The following is a 17,239-nucleotide window of genomic DNA, read 5'->3' as shown; positions in this document are numbered from 1 at the left end:
GTCTTGTGAGTGCCCACACAGATTGTCTGATAAATTGTTAAAGAGCGTTGCGACTATCTTTCGATTTTTGACCGTTTAGGTCCTTGTCGCGAGGTGGTGTATATTACTTTTTTCTTTAAGAAAGTCAAGCGATTATTTTCAACTTTTTTCTTTCTTTTTCACCTCTGTCATCACGGTGGTTTTTTTTTCAACCCTGACCACCGAAGCGGTTTATCGTGACAACGGATGCGCATTATAGGGAGCTAAAAAATTCTGGCAACCCTTATTTTTCATTTTTTTTCCGTTTGCTTTATTTTTCATCATTATGGTGATAATTCGACTTAATGCTGGGTGAATTTGATTATTCCTGCAGCAATTATCAACTTACTCACGTAATATAATTACTTATTATTATACGCTAGGACTTATTTATGGAATTTCGTAAGCAGCAAACCGCTTCGCAAAAGAACTTGTCTTATCTTATTGCGGAAGAACTTGGGCAATTGATATTAACAGGAGCCTATACTCCTAGTTCAATTTTACCTAGTGAAGCTGAACTTTCAGAAAAATTCCAAGCAAGTCGTACTGCAATAAGAGAAGCCATTAAAATTTTAGTTGCTAAAGGGATGTTATTAGCTCGACCAAGAATTGGCACTCGAGTCATGCCATCTTCTCACTGGAATTATCTCGACCAAGATCTTCTCAAGTGGTGGATAAATAGTGATGACCAAGCCACTGTCATCAAACATTTCCATGTTATGCGCTTAGCAATTGAGCCACAAGCCTGTTATCTTGCCGCAATACATGCAACTCATGAACAAAAAAATCAGCTCTTATTATTAGCTAATGAAATGAAACTATTAGCTGAGCAATTTGATAGACAACAATGGATACAAGTCGATCATCGATTTCATTTAGCTATATATGAAGCCTGTGCAAATCCATTTTTAATCTCTTTTGCTAATTTATTTCATTCTGTTTATGAACGCTATTTCGATGCAATTACTGAAAATGAGGTTATTGAAGTTGATCTTCACCGCCAGCTAGTTGATTCAATAATAAAAGATGATAGCGCTAAAGCTTTTGAACTCTGTTATAAATTACTCACCATTACAGAAAAACAAATTTAGTACGAGATTGACCCGTTTTGGTTTTAACTTTTTATTGATAGGTTACCGATGTTAAAAACAGCGAAAAGTATGTCAGGTTTGCCATGGATAGCCGCGATGGCTTTTTTTATGCAAGCACTTGATGCAACGATATTGAATACTGCTTTGCCTGATATAGCCAAAAGTCTTCATCATTCTCCACTAGCAATGCAATCAGCAATTATCAGCTATACATTGACAGTTGCTCTTCTTATACCGGTTAGTGGCTGGTTTGCGGATAGATTTGGTACTCGCCGTATTTTTATCCTAGCTGTATCCTTATTTTCACTAGGCTCTCTACTTTGTGCATTATCTCCTTCACTCACCTTTTTGGTGACATCACGCGTGATCCAAGGGATTGGTGGCGCAATGATGATGCCGGTAGCGCGTCTTGCTCTCTTACGTGCATACCCAAGAAGTGAATTATTGCCCATACTTAATTTTGTCACCATTCCAGGATTAGTCGGCCCCATTTTAGGCCCTCTCCTTGGTGGTATTCTCGTGACTTATGTAACATGGCATTGGATATTTATCATCAATATCCCTATAGGGATATTAGGTATTTTGTATGCGCTGAAATATATGCCTGACTTTAAAATGCCAAAACGTAAGTTTGATGTGCTTGGCTTTATTCTATTTGGTTTCGGCTTAGTCATGTTATCCGTCAGTCTTGATCTATTTGGGGATAAATCACTATCAACTTATATTCCTGCATCTCTTGTTTTAGGCGGCTTTCTCTGTTTAATACTCTATATTTTTCATGCGAAACATATCCGGCATGCCATTATTCCACTCAATTTATTTAAAACACGTACATTTAGCATAGGAATTAGCGGTAATCTCGCGACCCGTTTAGGGACAGGTAGTATTCCCTTTTTAATGCCATTAATGCTACAAGTAGGTTTTGGTTATGAAGCTGTAGTTTCAGGTATGATGATGGCACCAATGGCAGTAGGGTCAATCCTGGCTAAATCTTCTGTAACTCGAGTTCTGACCAAATATGGTTATAGAACAACGCTTTTTGTTGTCACACTGATTATTGGTTTTATGATAGCTCAGTTCGCCCTTCAAACACCAAGTATGTCTATCTATTTACTTATCATTCCGTTATTTGTTCTCGGCATGTTTATGTCGACCCAATTTACAGCAATGAACACCATTTGCTTAGCCGATTTAACAGATAATAATGCAAGTTCAGGAAATAGCATGCTAGCTGTGACACAACAATTATCAATAAGTTTTGGTATTGCAGTCAGCGCATCAATACTGAATTTTTACAGTGGATGGACAGATGGCAACACTGTTGATAATTTCCACTATACTTTTATTACAGTCGGCGCAATCACACTGGTATCCGCTTTTGTATTCTTATTATTAGGCAAAACAGATGGTCAAAACCTAATAAAGAATAAATCCCAAGATAATGGCTAATATCGTTTAACAGATTGGCGCTCAATCAGCTTGGGCGTCAAAACTAAAACATTAATATCAGCTTCTGGGTTATCCATCCTAAAAATTAATTGATCTACCGCTAATTTGCCAAGCTCATCTTTAGGCTGATGAATAGTAGTTAAAGGTGGGATCATATAGGATGATAAATCAATATCATCATATCCGATGATAGAAATATCATTCGGTACATTTAACCCTTTGCGAAAAATGGCCTGATAAGCGCCAACTGCCATTGCATCATTTCCTGCAAAGATAGCTTGTGGCGGATTTTTTAATTCTAACAATTGGTTCATTGAGTTAAAGCCACCCGCAAACTCAAAATCACTAAAAATAATATATTCATCAGGAATATTTACATCGGCTTCTTTCATGGCTGACATGAACCCTAAAAAACGCGCTCGAGCTGGCGACTTATCTTGCGGTCCAGAAATACAAGCAATATGTTTAAAACCTGCCTCTATTAAATAACGAGCCGCTATTTCACCACCAAGAAACGAATTATCTTGAATGATATCACCCGCTGAATCAAAAGGAGACCAATCCATCATTACAGTAGGAACGGCTGGGTAACGGGAAAGGACTTCTTTTGACGGTCCTTGAACTTCTGTGCACATAATCAATAAACCATCGACACGTTTTTGTAATAACGTCTCTAAACTATGGTTCATACGTTGAAGGTCGCCTTCGGTATTACATAAAATTAAGCTATAGCCTCGTTCATAACAACTGCGCTCAACGCCCCGAACAACCTCCGCATAAAAAGGGTTATTACTTGCTGTTAACAACATCCCTATCGTATTAGTTCGATTTATTTTTAAACTTCTAGCTACAGCAGAAGGTGCATAATTTAGCTGTAAAATGGCATTTTTTACTCGTAACGTCACACTTTCGCTAACGTAACGATTTTGATTAATCACATGAGAAACTGTGGATGTAGACACACCAGCAAGGCGTGCAACATCTTTCATTGTTGCCACACATTATTCCTGTTGAGTTAAAAATGTATCGATTTCACTACGCCATGGAACTGAAGGTTGCGCACCTGCTCGCGTTACGGCAATAGCAGCAGCGGCATGTGCAAAAATAATTGCTTCAGTATCATTTTTTCCTTCAAGTAAAGCTGTTACATAAGCGCCGTTAAAGGTATCTCCTGCGGCAATAGTATCGATAGCTTCAACCTTAAATCCAGCAATAATTTGGCCTTTTTTACCCTTTTCACTAAACCAAACACCTCTAGCACCTAATGTGATAATGACCTTACTGATCCCTTTATCATGTAAGGCTTGAGCTGCGGCCTCGGCACCTTGATCATCTTTTACCGCAATTCCTGTTAAATATTCAGCCTCAGTTTCATTGGGTGTAATAATATCTATCAAAGATAAAAGATTATCTGAAAGTGTCTGAGCAGGTGCAGGATTGAGGATCACTTTAGTATTATTTTTCTTTGCAATCTCAGCCGCTAATTGAACAGTTTCAATAGGGGATTCCAGCTGCATTAAGATTGCATCTGCTTGCATAATTTTTTGCTGATAAGTAGTGACTTTATCTTTAGTTAAACATGCATTTGCTCCAGCATGAATACCGATAACATTTTCACCTTGTTGGTTTACAAAAATTAGCGCAACACCCGTTGTTTCATTTTGGATGGTATCAATGCAATCAATTTGAATTTTATCGTGTTGAAGCTGCTTTTTAATATTCAGCCCGAGATCATCATCGCCAACACAAGCAATAAATGTAATATCTGCACCACTGCGCCCAGCTGCAACAGCTTGATTTGCCCCTTTTCCTCCAAACGCAACCTGATAATGATTACCCCTAACGGTTTCTCCGGGAAGTGGGAATTGTGCAATATTAAGAATATGATCAGCATTAATGCTGCCTAAAACGACGAGTTTGGCGGGTTCCATCATCTCTATTTCCTTTTGCTTTTTGGCTCTGCAAATAGAATAAACCGCTGCCATAATTAACAGCGGTTAAATATTTTTTATTTTTTGACAACCAGTTCTAATTCAACGGGAACAGTTGCTTCAACTTTTTCACCTTTTAACACTTTATCGGCAATTTCTATTCCAACAATACCTATTTGGTCAGGGCGTTGCGCTATAGTCGCACCCAATTTGCCACCTTCAACTGCTTTAATACCATCATTGGTTCCATCAAAACCAACAACTAATACGTCATCACGCCCAGCAGTTTGTAAAGCTCTTAATGCACCTAATGCCATTTCATCATTTTGTGCGAATACAGCTTGAACGGTTGGATGTGCAGTTAACAAATTTTGCATCACGTTCAAACCTTTTGTTCTATCAAAATCAGCGGGTTGGCTAGCTAATATATTAAATTTATGCTCTTTTGCCCCAGCATTAAAGCCTTCACCGCGTTCACGGGCAGCTGAAGTTCCTGAAATGCCTTCTAATTGAATAACTTTAGCATCATTTCCTATTTTTTCTGCAATGTAATCCGCAGCCATTTTACCGCCCATACGGTTATCCGAGGCAACATGGCTAATGACTTCACCTTTATTTGCTGCACGATCTAGCGTAATGACCGGAATCTTTGCTTGGTTTGCCATTATAATCGCATTTCCAACCGCATCTGAATCAGTTGGGTTAATCAGCATTAATTTTGTTCCACGAACAGTCAAATCCTGTACGTTGGCTAACTCTTTTGCGGGATTATCTTGAGAATCTAATACTATTAATTCATAACCGAGTTTATCTGCTTCTTTTTGCGCGCTATCTTTCATTGTGACAAAGAATGGATTATTCAATGTCGAAATGACAAGTGCAATACTATCTTTTGCCATTGCATTCATGCTAACTGTTGCACTTAATGCTACCGCAGATAACAAGGTGGCGAGTTTTTTCATTTTCATTATCATTTTCCTGCAGTTGTAGGGTAGTAGAGAAATTACTTTTTATTATCAACAAGAACAGCTAATAAAATAACGACAGCCTTCACAATCATCTGATAATTTGATGATATTCCTAATAAGTTTAATCCATTATTTAAAAAGCCTAAGATCAGTGCCCCAATCAAAGTACCAACAATTCGGCCTTTTCCCCCAGCCAAACTTGTTCCACCAAGAACAACAGCTGCAATGGCATCTAATTCATACCCATTACCTGCCATTGGTTGTGCAGAGGAAAGTCGAGCAACTTCAATCACACTCGCTAGTGCGGCTAATAAGCCACACAAGGCATAAACAATTATTTTAATACGATCAACATTGATGCCAGATAAACGCGTGGCAGCCTCATTTCCGCCTAAAGCATAAATATAACGACCTAAGCGAGTGTGGTGCAGTAAATACCATGCGGCAATAAAGACAATAATCATTAGCCAAACAGGTGTTGGCATACCTAGTGGGCGACCGATACCAAACCAACCAAACACATCCGCATTATCACTAAAACCTGTATTAATAGGGCTACCGTCAGTATAGACGCGGGTAACACCACGCAGTAATAACATCATGACTAGAGTGGCAATAAAGGCTTGGACTTTCCCTTTTGAGACAATCACCCCTGTACATGCACCAATTGCAGCACCAAGTGCTAATGCGCCGCCAACCGCGACAAAAGCATTAACATCAGCCCCAACCATAGATGCAGCAACAGCACCAGTTAAAGCCAATAATGAACCTACAGATAAATCAATCCCCGAAGTCAGGATCACTAAAGTCATGCCAACAGCCATAATTGCGTTGACTGAAGTTTGTTGTAATATATTGAATAAATTATTAATTGTGAAAAAGTTAGGGCTTAATGACGAGACAATTGCAATTAAAATAAGTAGAGCAATTAATGATTTTTGCTCCATTAACCACTCTTTACTAAACCAGCGTTTTGATGTTGCCGTATTTGAACTCATGCTGATAACTCCTGAACTGAGCTGTAATTTTTGCCTACTGCGGCGGCCATAAGCGCTTCTTGTGTTGCCTCTTTAGCTGAAAATTCACCACTAATATGGCCTTCATGCATCACAAGAATTCTGTCACTCATCCCCATGACCTCAGGCATTTCAGATGAAACCAGAATGATGCTAAGACCTTCTTTTTTAAATTGATTAATTAACTGATAGATCTCTTTTTTAGCGCCAACATCCACGCCACGAGTTGGTTCATCTAAAATCAATATCTTAGGTCTTGTCATTAATCCGCGCGCTATCGCAACTTTTTGCTGATTCCCCCCAGACAAATGACCTATGATTTGATCCATAGAAGGTGTTTTAATATTGAATAATCGAATAAAATCACCCACAGTTTGCTGCTCTTCTTTATGCTTAAGCATCCCACCCGCTTGGCTAAAATACCGTAGTGCCGTTAAGGACATGTTTTCTTTCACGGACATACCTAAAATTAATCCATCACGTTTTCTGTCTTCTGATATGTAAACAATTCCGTTATTTAATCCATCTTGTGGGGTTTTTAAGTTAATGCTTTTTCCTTCAATTCTGATTTCACCCGATTTTTTCAAAGCAGCACCGTAGATAATTTTCATCAATTCGGTTCGGCCAGACCCCATTAAGCCTGATATACCGAGAATTTCGCCTGAATGTAATGAAAAACTCGCATTATCAACACCAGGACCTGAAATATTGTCGATTTGTAGGCGGATATCACCTGTAGGAATTTGAATACGTGGATATTGATCTTCTAATTTACGGCCAACCATCATTTCAATTAATGTATCTTCTTCAAGTTCGTTAACCGCTTTTTCACCTATAAATTGTCCATCGCGAAAAACTGTCACATCATCACAAATTTCAAAGATCTCTTTTAAACGATGGGAAATATAGACAATGCCACAACCTTGAGATTTCAACTCTTTGATGACTTTAAATAAAGATGCTGTTTCAGTATCCGTTAAAGCATCTGTCGGCTCATCCATGATAATTACTTTGGATTCAAAGCTTAGGACTTTTGCTATTTCAACCATTTGCTGCTCACCAATAGACAAATGGCAAATCAATTGGCGGCTGTCATAATTAAGATTTAGGCGTTTTAGTAATTTATCAGATTCACTAAACATGGTTTTCCAGTCAATTTTGCCAAACTTATTGACAAATTCACGACCAAGAAAAATATTTTCAGCAATGGTGAGTTCCGGAATTAAGTTTAATTCTTGATGAATAATCCCTATTCCAGCTTCTTGTGAATATTTCGGTCCTTGGAAGCTGACTTCATTCCCTAAATAGCGAATAGCACCAGCATCTTTATTATAGATACCAGTAAGGACTTTCATCATTGTTGATTTGCCGGCACCATTTTCCCCAACAAGTGCCATCACTTTTCCGGGATAAACATTTAATGCAGCACCACTTAATGCTTTAACTCCGGGAAAAGATTTATCAATGCCGATAAGTTCCAGTAAAGGTTGCATATACACCTCAGAAAGTCACACCGGAGCAGAGGATCACGTTAGCAAAAGGTGAACATTCCCCAGTTCTAATGACCGCTTTGCTGTCATGAGTTATTTTTTTTAGATTTTCATGATCACAAAACTCCACATCAATCGGTTTTCCTTGCATTTGAGCTAATAAATCTAAATGGGCCAATATCCTATTTTTCATTTCAGGATTAATGGTATTTATCTCTTCCGCCAAAATTGCTTTTTCAACCTGCATTTCTTGTGTTATCACGCTAAGAACGGACATGAAATCAGGTAATCCTTGTGTCACAGCTAAATCAATACGCTCAACTTGTGACGGAATAGGCAACCCAGCATCAGCAAGGGTGATATGGTCAGTATGTCCTAATTTTGCGATTACCGATGAAATATTAGAATTTAGCAAAACACCTTTTTTCATTATTTTCCTACCGTTATCTTGCTAGCGAAACGTTTCGCTAAAAATAATCATAGATAAGAAAACCAACAACTCAATATTGTTAGGTGAGATTTGTGATCATTATCGAAACGTTTCGTTGTTTAGAAAACAGACAAAAAACTGGGGAGCCTTGATAATATTATTGCTGAATCGGTTTTATTAGTTATTAATAAGTATCACAGAAAAAAATTAAAATTCGTTGCAAAATTAATCATTCAATAGATAACTTAGTGGATTGACCCTAAATAATAAAGGAAAGCATATGCAGTTAGCAGAACGCATTGCACAACTAAGCAACTACCTAGAAAATGGCTTATATGAACGTCAACAAGCGATCCGTTTGTGTTTACTTGCAACTCTTAGTGGCGAAAGTGTTTTCCTATTGGGACCTCCTGGTATAGCAAAAAGCCTAATTGCTCGCCGCATGAAGTATGTATTTCATCAAGCAAATGCATTTGAATATTTAATGACGCGTTTTTCCACACCCGAAGAAATTTTTGGCCCATTATCCATTCAAGCTTTAAAAGATGAAGGGCGCTATCAAAGATTAACGAAAGGATATCTACCTGATGCAGAAGTGGTTTTCCTTGATGAAATTTGGAAAGCGGGTCCTGCAATTTTAAATACGCTACTGACAGCAATTAATGAGCGTAAATTCCGTAATGGTGATGATGAAAGTCTCATTCCTATGCGTTTATTAGTCACAGCATCAAATGAACTTCCTGATGCAGATAATAGCCTTGAAGCACTTTTTGACCGAATGCTAGTAAGAATTTGGCTAGATAAAGTTCATGAAAAACAAAATTTTCGAGCATTACTCACCAATAAATCACCTAATGAGGAATCATTAGTACCAGAACATTTAAAAATCAGTAATGAAGAATATGAGGAGTGGCAACAACAGATCCCTAAAATATTGCTGCCCGATCACTGTTTTGAGTTGATTTATCAATTACGCCAACAAATTGATGCTACAGATAAACATATTTATGTCTCTGATAGACGTTGGAAAAAAGCCGTTTATTTACTGCAAGCGAGCGCCTTTTTTAATGGTCGTAGTGCTATTTCTCCTCTCGATATTGTTTTATTAAAAGACTGCTTATGGCACGACATGGATTCTATGAATGCTTTGCCGCGTATGATAAAAACAATTTTAGAAGAAGATGGCTGGCAACAAAGAAAATTATCACGTGAAATGGAACTGCTCTACCAAAATTGGACAACATCAACGCAAGAACACCACAACCAAAATGCATTTAAAGTGAATAAAAACAGTACGATGTTTGTTCGTCGACCATCTTATACACTTCCAGACTCTATTCAAGAAGGACGGCTGACACTGTTTTTACATAAACCATTGCAGTTGCATGATATAAAAGTCACTTTCATCACAATGGATAAAAAATCACTTGCCCAATTTTTGACTAAAGGTGATACGCTTTCTGCCCATCTTAATGGAATAGGCTTTGCCCAAAATATTGCTGCGGAAGTTAATAATTTAAATCAAATACAATTACTTGATGTTAGCCATCAAACTTCAACGCTTTATTTACAAGAGCAAGTGACAACTGTAGGTAACATAGATAATACAGAATGGATTGATAAGCTTGATAAAATACAAAGTGAGATACAATCTGCCCGTTACCAATTTGAAAAACAGCAACCAAATCTATTTATAGAAACAAATTGGCTTGCAGATATCGAATCTAGCTTTATCAAATTAACAGAAAGGCTTACGCAATTACGTAATCAAATGACAGGCAAAGCGGGATAATAATATGCTCAGTTTAGCCACGTTAGACCTACTTCTGTCAGTAAATGAAAGTCAATTAATTGAAGAGATCATCATATCTCTTTTAGCTGCACCTCAATTAGCGGTATTCTTCGAAAAACACCCTAGATTAAAAAAAGCCTTATTACGCGATTTATCTGATTGGAAAAAAGATATAAAACAGAAGTTGCAAGATACCATTGTGCCTCCGCAGATCGTAGAAGAATTTCAGCTTTATCAACAAACGTTGGGGCTAGCCACTGAGAAATTTTTCTATCAGCTACCTGAGTTAGTTGAAACATTAAAAAATATTGATTCTCCTTTTTATATGGAAGCGGACAAACTCGCAAAAGGAAAAATAGACAATCTCAGTGCAAGACAAACGCTTTTTGTGCAACGTTGGCGAATAAATTTAATATTACAAGTCACAACATTACATAAGAATTTGCTAGAACAAGAAAAAGAGCAACTTTTAGCTGAATTACAAAAGCAGCTTGCACTTAGTGGTAATTTAGAAAGAATATTAGGTGAAAATGAAAGGGCGGCAGGCCGTTTATGGGATTTAAGTAAAGGTATCAATACGGCTTCAGGTTACAACGATAAATTATTAAATAGCTATAGTGATTTTTTACAACAGCAACCCGAATTAGAAAAGATTGCACAGCTATTAGGTAGAAGCCAATCAGCTCGTTCATTACCAGAAGATAATGTACTCCTAGAGCCCATGACCATTATGGAAAAAGTGCCAGAAACGGTACCGGAACAAGTTGATGGCATTAGACAAAGTGATGATATTTTAAGATTACTGCCCACTGAATTGGCGATGTTAGGGCTAGAAGAAATTGAATTTGAATTTTATCGTAAGTTATTAGAAAAACAGCTCATTACGTACCGATTACAAGGTGAAAGTTGGCAAGAAAGACGTGTATTACGTCCTGTAACTCATCATACAGATGAGGAACAACCTCGAGGACCATTCATAGTTTGTATTGATACATCAGGTTCTATGGGTGGGCTAAATGAACGTTATGCTAAAGCATTTTGTTTAGCGTTGATGAAGATTGCTCTCGCTGATAATCGTTCATGCCATATCATGTTATTTTCAACCGAATTGGTACATTACGATTTATTATCAACCGATGGATTAGAGCAATGTATCCGTTTTTTACATCAATCATTCAAAGGTGGAACTGATCTTGCTGGCTGTTTACAGGAAACAGCAAAACGTTTGGAATCCCCAAAATGGCTAGATGCTGATGCTGTTGTAATTTCAGATTTCGTCTCTCAACGTTTACCAGAAGAATTAATACAGAAGATAAAATCCCTTCAGAAGATAGGAAAATACCGCTTCCATGCGGTATCAGTTTCAAATTATGGGAAGCCCGGTATCATGAAAATATTCGATCATATTTGGCGTTTCGATACCGGGTTAAAAAGCAGGCTATTACGCCGCTTTAATCGCTAATTACAGCATTCCAACTACGGATTCACGTGTTTCTGGTGACCAAACACCGCATTGAACTTGGCCAATATGCTGACGTTGTAATAGCAGCATCACTAAACGTGATTGACCAATTCCACCGCCAATAGTTTGAGGCATTTTACCTTGAACTAATGCTTGGTGCCATTCAAGTGACATACGCTCTTCATCCCCCGTCAAACCTAATTGACGCGTTAAGCATTCAGGGCTTACACGAATACCCATTGATGAAATTTCAAATGCATCTTGCAACACAGGGTTCCATACAATGATGTCACCGTTTAAACCTTTAAAGCCATCTTCGTTTTCAGTTGTCCAGTCATCATAGTCCGGCGCACGTACATCATGTGATTCACCGTTTGATAATTGACCACCAATGCCGATAAGAAAAACAGCCCCTAATTCTTTCGCAATAGCACGCTCACGGCCTTTTGCATCTAAATCAGGGTAACGTTGTAGCAGTTCTTCACTGTGGATAAAGTGAATTTGTTCTGGCAGGAACGGTGCCAGTCCAAATTCAGTACTTATTGCGGCTTCTGTTTGTTTTATTGCCTGATAGATTTTACCCACTGTCTGCTTCAGATAAGGAAGAGAACGCTCCTCATCTGCCATCACTTTTTCCCAATCCCATTGATCAACATAGACGGAATGGATTGGGGTTAAGCGATCTTCATCTGGACGCAATGCTTTCATATGAGTGTATAAACCTTGGCCTTGTTGAAAATCGAAACGACCTAATGTTTTACGTTTCCATTTAGCCAAAGAGTGAACAACTTCGAAAGTTGCATCCGGAATTGATTTCACTTTTACTTGAACGGCTTTTTCATGTCCTGATAGGTTATCTTGAGTACCATCACCTAAGCGACTCAAAATTGGCCCTTGAACTTCAATTAAACCAAGCTCTTTTTCTAGTAAACGTGAGAAATACGATTTAACAAAACTAATTTGTTGTTGTTGTTCGATAAATGATTTGTCCATTTTGTTCACCCATAATTTGTTTGCTGTATTAGCTGATGTATAGATTAAGCAACAAAACAGGGTATAAATTCAATATACTTCATAAAAAAACCCTTTACCATTTATTTTATTCAAAAAATACACTATAAAAATGATGATTCGTTAAAATAAGGAGATAATAATGCCCGAAAATTATCAAATCGATAATCTCGATCGTGACATACTTCACGAATTAATGCGAAATGCCCGTACTGCATATGCAGAATTAGCCAAAAAATTCTCAGTTAGCCCAGGGACAATCCATGTAAGAGTGGAGAAAATGAAGCAGGCGGGAATTATTACAGGTACCCGAATCGATATTAGCCCTAAACAATTAGGTTTTGATGTTTGTTGTTTCATCGGCATTATTTTAAAAAGTGCCAAAGATTACCATACTGCATTAAATAAACTTGATGCATTAGAAGAAGTCGTTGAAGTTTATTATACCACTGGCCAATACAGTATTTTTATTAAGGTTATGTGTAAGTCGATCGATGCACTCCAAGATGTACTTATCAACAAAATTCAAACTATTGATGAAATACAATCAACAGAAACGCTGATCTCGCTACAGAACCCGATCATGCGTACTATTAGCCCTTGAAAAAAATTTATATAACCACATTATCCACAGGTAGATCCCAGCTCATTCACAGCGTACAATACCGTCCTAATATTGCGAATGAGAACAACCATGACAAAAGTAACTCTTATTAGTGGCAGTACTATGGGTAGTGCTGAATATGTAGCAGAACATATGGCTGAGATATTAGAAGAGCTTGGTTATGAAACAGATGTTCAGCATGGGCCAGATCTTGATTCATTACCATTAGAAGGCCTATGGCTGGTGGTTAGTTCTACTCATGGAGCAGGCGAGCTACCTGAAAATATTCAGCCCTTAGCAGAAGAAATAGCTAATGAATCACCAGATCTTAGTCAGGTTCAATTTGGAGCTGTTGGCATAGGAAGCTCTGAGTACGATACTTTTTGTGGTGCGATCCATACCTTAGATAAGTTATTACTCGATCATGGTGCAAAAAGGATCGGTGATCTTCTTGAAATTGATGTTCAGAAACATGAAATACCGGAAGATCCCGCGGGTGAATGGGTTAAAATTTGGGCAAACGAACTCTAATTTGTTCAAATAACCAGCAGTCAGCTGTGGATAACTCTGGTAAGATCACGGTATTAACCAGTAGTTATCCAAAGTATAAGTTTTAAGGTTACCTTTGGTTGTGCATAACTACCCTTTTTGATCCCAGCTTATACGCAATAGGATCACGGATCATTCACAGATTATGATCCTTTCTATTTTGATGATCTTTCTAGTGAATATTCAGTTATCCACAGATAAGGCTGATCCTAATAAAAGATCTAATAAAGAGATCTTTAAATAAAAAGATCTTAATACTAATAAGGCCAGATCAACTGGGCTTGGTCTATCCTTAAAACTTGAGTAGAATTCACATCTCAAATGCAACACTCCGCATTTTCTTAACGTTAAGGTTCACACATGTTTTATCCAGAGCAATTTGACGTCATCGTAATTGGTGGTGGTCATGCCGGTACTGAAGCAGCAATGGCAGCTGCACGTATGGGGCGTCAAACCCTATTATTGACTCACAATATTGATACATTGGGTCAGATGTCTTGTAACCCAGCCATTGGTGGGATCGGTAAAGGGCATCTGGTAAAAGAGATTGATGCCCTAGGTGGCCTTATGGCTACCGCTACTGATAAAGCGGGTATTCAATTTAGAACACTCAATGCCAGCAAAGGGCCAGCTGTCAGAGCAACTCGGGCTCAAGCAGACCGTGTTCTTTATCGCCAAGCAGTCAGGACAGCATTAGAAAATCAACCAAATTTAATGATCTTCCAACAACCAGTTGAAGATTTAATTGTTGAAAATAATAAAGTTACGGGTGCTGTTACCCGTATGGGCTTAAAATTTAAAGCCAAAGCGGTTGTTCTTACCGTCGGAACTTTTCTTGATGGTAAAATCCATATTGGATTAGAAAATTATAGTGGTGGTCGTGCAGGTGATCCGCCAGCTATTTCATTATCACAACGTTTAAGAGAATTACCTTTACGTGTAAATCGTCTAAAAACAGGAACACCACCAAGAATTGATGCTAGGACTATTGACTTTAGCCAATTAGCTCAACAACTTGGCGATAATCCAATGCCTGTTTTTTCCTTTTTAGGCTCACCAGATCAACATCCAGATCAAATGCCTTGTTACATCACATACACCAATGAAAAAACACATGATGTAATAAGAAATAACCTTGATCGTAGTCCTATGTATGCAGGGATCATTGAAGGGATCGGTCCACGTTATTGTCCTTCGATCGAAGATAAAGTCATGCGATTTGCGGATCGAAATAGTCACCAGATCTTCTTAGAACCAGAAGGGTTAACAAGTAACGAAATTTATCCTAATGGAATTTCAACCAGCTTGCCTTTTGATGTACAAATGCAAATTGTTCATTCAATGAAAGGAATGGAAAATGCAAGAATAGTCCGCCCTGGTTATGCCATTGAGTATGATTTCTTTGACCCAAGAGATCTAAAACAAACATTAGAAAGTAAATTTATTCATGGATTATTCTTTGCTGGTCAAATTAATGGCACAACCGGTTATGAAGAAGCAGCAGCTCAAGGGTTATTAGCGGGTTTAAATGCTGCTCAATTTGCTTTTGATTTAGAAGGTTGGTTCCCTCGCCGTGACCAAGCATATGTAGGTGTTTTAGTTGATGATTTATGTACTTTAGGTACAAAAGAACCTTACCGTATGTTCACTTCTCGTGCTGAATATCGATTAATGTTACGAGAAGACAATGCTGATTTACGTTTAACTGAAAAAGGTCGTGAATTAGGCTTAGTTGATGATGTTCGTTGGGCGCATTTTAACAACAAAGTTGAATTGATAGAAAAAGAGCGCCAACGTCTAAAAGATATCTGGGTTCACCCTAAAGCTGAAGGCCATGAGGAAATAGATCAAATTTTATCAGTGCCTCTTTCTAAAGAAGCTAATGGTGAAGAGTTATTGCGTCGTCCTGAAATGAATTACCAATTGTTGACATCACTAAGTCGTTTTTCACCAGGTATTGTTGATCCTCAAGCAGCAGATCAAGTTGAAATTCAAGTGAAATATGAAGGTTATATTGCACGTCAACAAGAGGAAATAGAACGTCAATTACGTAATGAAAGTACATTACTGCCAATTGATCTTGATTATAAACAAGTGAAAGGCTTATCAAATGAAGTTATGGCTAAGTTGAACGACCATAAACCAACATCAATTGGTCAAGCATCACGTATTTCAGGAATTACTCCAGCAGCGATTTCAATTCTACTTGTTTGGTTAAAAAAACAAGGCTTACTGCGTAGGAGTGCTTGATCATGGATTTATTGGCGCAGCTAAATAAATTGTTAGCTAAAACAAATATTGAATTATCAGAAAAACAGAAACAGCAATTAGTTGGTTATGTCGAACTTCTGGCTAAATGGAATAATGCATATAATTTAACCTCTGTTCGTGACCCACGACAAATGCTAATACGTCATATCATGGATAGCATTGTGGTGAACGATCGGCTAAAAGGAAGCACATTTATTGATGTAGGAACTGGTCCTGGTTTACCCGGTGTTCCTCTTGCTATTGTGCGCCCTGATTCTCATTTTGTATTACTTGATAGCCTAGGAAAGCGTATTCGCTTTTTGAAGCAAGTACAGCATGAATTAGGCTTAAATAATATTGAGCCTATCCAAGCTCGAGTTGAAGAATACCAAACTGATATTGGATTTGATGGTGTTATTAGCCGTGCATTTGCTTCATTGCATGACATGTTGAGCTGGTGTCATCATCTCCCTAATGAAAATGGGTTATTTTATGCTTTAAAAGGCATTGTTAGGGATGAGGAACTTACTGAGTTACCAAGTGGATTTGTTGTCAAATCAATCACTGAATTAAAAGTTCCAGAACTTAACGAACAACGTCATTTAGTGATTTTATTTGCCAAATAAATTTGAACTTTATCAAAAAATTTTTATTTTTTTTGGCTATAGCAGTCGCATTTACAATGTTACTGCTATTTTTATTTGTGGGTTTGATAAAAAAATAAAATTTACTCACAAGTTACATATCAATAACTAATAAGTATAAAAAAATAGAGTGTTGACATCAAATTTATTACTAAAAGGTTATTTTTAATAAACCATTTTAATTCAAAAGATGATTAATAGTTAAATGTTCGAATAAAATAAACCTTTTTTTGAATAAAAAATAACTAACTTAATTATTTGATTTATGACTTAAATCTATTTTTTGTGTAAAAAAAGATGAAACTTATTGAAAGCATTCCAAAAATATTGTGATAAATATCACATTAAAATATGGGTAACTGTTGAGTCATTAACTATTTATTGATTCTTCTTGCAACATTTCTGCGCTATCTCGAAAAAATTAAAATTTTATTCACCTTTTCGCTACTTACTGATTGAATTCATTTCGCCTGCCCGTATAATTTGCTCGTTTTTGTCTCTTGACACATTTAAGCAAAGGCAGTTTTATACAAC

Annotated in this window: 15 protein-coding genes; 8 read left to right on the top strand and 7 right to left on the bottom strand. The window is 37.4% G+C overall.

The genetic code is table 11. From position 1 onward, the window contains the following. Positions 1-410 precede the first annotated feature (410 nt). Both OO7_RS01890 and mdtD read left to right on the top strand, forming a co-directional pair. Positions 411-1,109, top strand: coding sequence for a FadR/GntR family transcriptional regulator (locus OO7_RS01890; RefSeq protein ID WP_008914269.1), 699 nt, complete (start codon positions 411-413; stop codon positions 1,107-1,109). A 48-nt stretch (positions 1,110-1,157) separates the two neighbouring features. After that, positions 1,158-2,558 (top strand): multidrug transporter subunit MdtD, encoded by a 1,401-nt coding sequence (gene mdtD, locus OO7_RS01885; RefSeq protein WP_008914268.1) that lies wholly within the window; start codon positions 1,158-1,160, stop codon positions 2,556-2,558. On the opposite strand, the gene rbsR is transcribed toward mdtD, so the two are convergent. From rbsR to rbsD, 6 genes are all read right to left on the bottom strand, one after another. Next, a complete protein-coding gene (gene rbsR / locus OO7_RS01880) occupies positions 2,555-3,556 on the bottom strand; it encodes a ribose operon transcriptional repressor RbsR (protein ID WP_008914267.1) in 1,002 nt (333 codons plus the stop codon). The two genes, mdtD and rbsR, sit on opposite strands and share 4 nt — an antisense overlap. 3 nt (positions 3,557-3,559) lie before the next feature. Then, positions 3,560-4,489: a ribokinase gene (rbsK, locus tag OO7_RS01875; RefSeq protein WP_008914266.1), complete on the bottom strand. Its 930-nt coding sequence runs from the start codon at positions 4,487-4,489 to the stop codon at positions 3,560-3,562. Positions 4,490-4,566: 77 nt separating this feature from the next. Continuing rightward, the gene (gene rbsB, locus OO7_RS01870; RefSeq protein WP_008914265.1) at positions 4,567-5,457 is read right to left on the bottom strand and encodes a ribose ABC transporter substrate-binding protein RbsB; all 891 of its coding nucleotides are present in this window, start codon (positions 5,455-5,457) and stop codon (positions 4,567-4,569) included. Between the two features lie 35 nt (positions 5,458-5,492). Beyond that, the gene (gene rbsC, locus OO7_RS01865; protein WP_008914264.1) at positions 5,493-6,455 is read right to left on the bottom strand and encodes a ribose ABC transporter permease; all 963 of its coding nucleotides are present in this window, start codon (positions 6,453-6,455) and stop codon (positions 5,493-5,495) included. Continuing rightward, positions 6,452-7,966, bottom strand: a complete 1,515-nt coding sequence (gene rbsA, locus OO7_RS01860; protein WP_008914263.1) for a ribose ABC transporter ATP-binding protein RbsA — start codon at positions 7,964-7,966, stop codon at positions 6,452-6,454. The genes rbsC and rbsA overlap by 4 nt, the downstream gene beginning before the upstream one ends. Before the next feature lie 7 nt (positions 7,967-7,973). Next, positions 7,974-8,393 (bottom strand): D-ribose pyranase, encoded by a 420-nt coding sequence (gene rbsD, locus OO7_RS01855; RefSeq protein WP_008914262.1) that lies wholly within the window; start codon positions 8,391-8,393, stop codon positions 7,974-7,976. Positions 8,394-8,673: 280 nt separating this feature from the next. Here rbsD and ravA point away from each other — a divergent pair, with 280 nt between their 5' ends. Beyond that, a complete protein-coding gene (gene ravA / locus OO7_RS01850; RefSeq protein ID WP_008914261.1) occupies positions 8,674-10,185 on the top strand; it encodes an ATPase RavA in 1,512 nt (503 codons plus the stop codon). A gap of 4 nt (positions 10,186-10,189) precedes the next feature. Continuing rightward, positions 10,190-11,647, top strand: a complete 1,458-nt coding sequence (gene viaA, locus OO7_RS01845; protein WP_008914260.1) for an ATPase RavA stimulator ViaA — start codon at positions 10,190-10,192, stop codon at positions 11,645-11,647. Here the strand turns inward: viaA and asnA are convergent, their stop codons facing one another. Beyond that, positions 11,648-12,640, bottom strand: a complete 993-nt coding sequence (asnA, locus tag OO7_RS01840; RefSeq protein ID WP_008914259.1) for an aspartate--ammonia ligase — start codon at positions 12,638-12,640, stop codon at positions 11,648-11,650. A 160-nt stretch (positions 12,641-12,800) separates the two neighbouring features. Between asnA and asnC the strand changes: the two genes are divergently transcribed. From asnC to rsmG, 4 genes are all read left to right on the top strand, one after another. Next, positions 12,801-13,262, top strand: a complete 462-nt coding sequence (gene asnC / locus OO7_RS01835) for a transcriptional regulator AsnC (RefSeq protein ID WP_008914258.1) — start codon at positions 12,801-12,803, stop codon at positions 13,260-13,262. Positions 13,263-13,352: 90 nt separating this feature from the next. Continuing rightward, positions 13,353-13,793: an FMN-binding protein MioC gene (gene mioC, locus OO7_RS01830; RefSeq protein ID WP_008914257.1), complete on the top strand. Its 441-nt coding sequence runs from the start codon at positions 13,353-13,355 to the stop codon at positions 13,791-13,793. A gap of 378 nt (positions 13,794-14,171) precedes the next feature. After that, the gene (gene mnmG, locus OO7_RS01825) at positions 14,172-16,061 is read left to right on the top strand and encodes a tRNA uridine-5-carboxymethylaminomethyl(34) synthesis enzyme MnmG (RefSeq protein WP_008914256.1); all 1,890 of its coding nucleotides are present in this window, start codon (positions 14,172-14,174) and stop codon (positions 16,059-16,061) included. Positions 16,062-16,063: 2 nt separating this feature from the next. Next, complete coding sequence (gene rsmG, locus OO7_RS01820) at positions 16,064-16,687, top strand: 16S rRNA (guanine(527)-N(7))-methyltransferase RsmG (RefSeq protein WP_008914255.1); 624 nt, start codon at positions 16,064-16,066, stop codon at positions 16,685-16,687. The last annotated feature ends 552 nt before the right edge of the window (positions 16,688-17,239 follow it).

The organism is Providencia sneebia DSM 19967 (assembly GCF_000314895.2).
In the GTDB taxonomy this organism is placed as follows: domain Bacteria; phylum Pseudomonadota; class Gammaproteobacteria; order Enterobacterales; family Enterobacteriaceae; genus Providencia; species Providencia sneebia.
The sequence above is the reverse complement of the archived record's forward strand: the minus strand, read 5'-3'. Positions and strand labels throughout refer to the sequence as shown.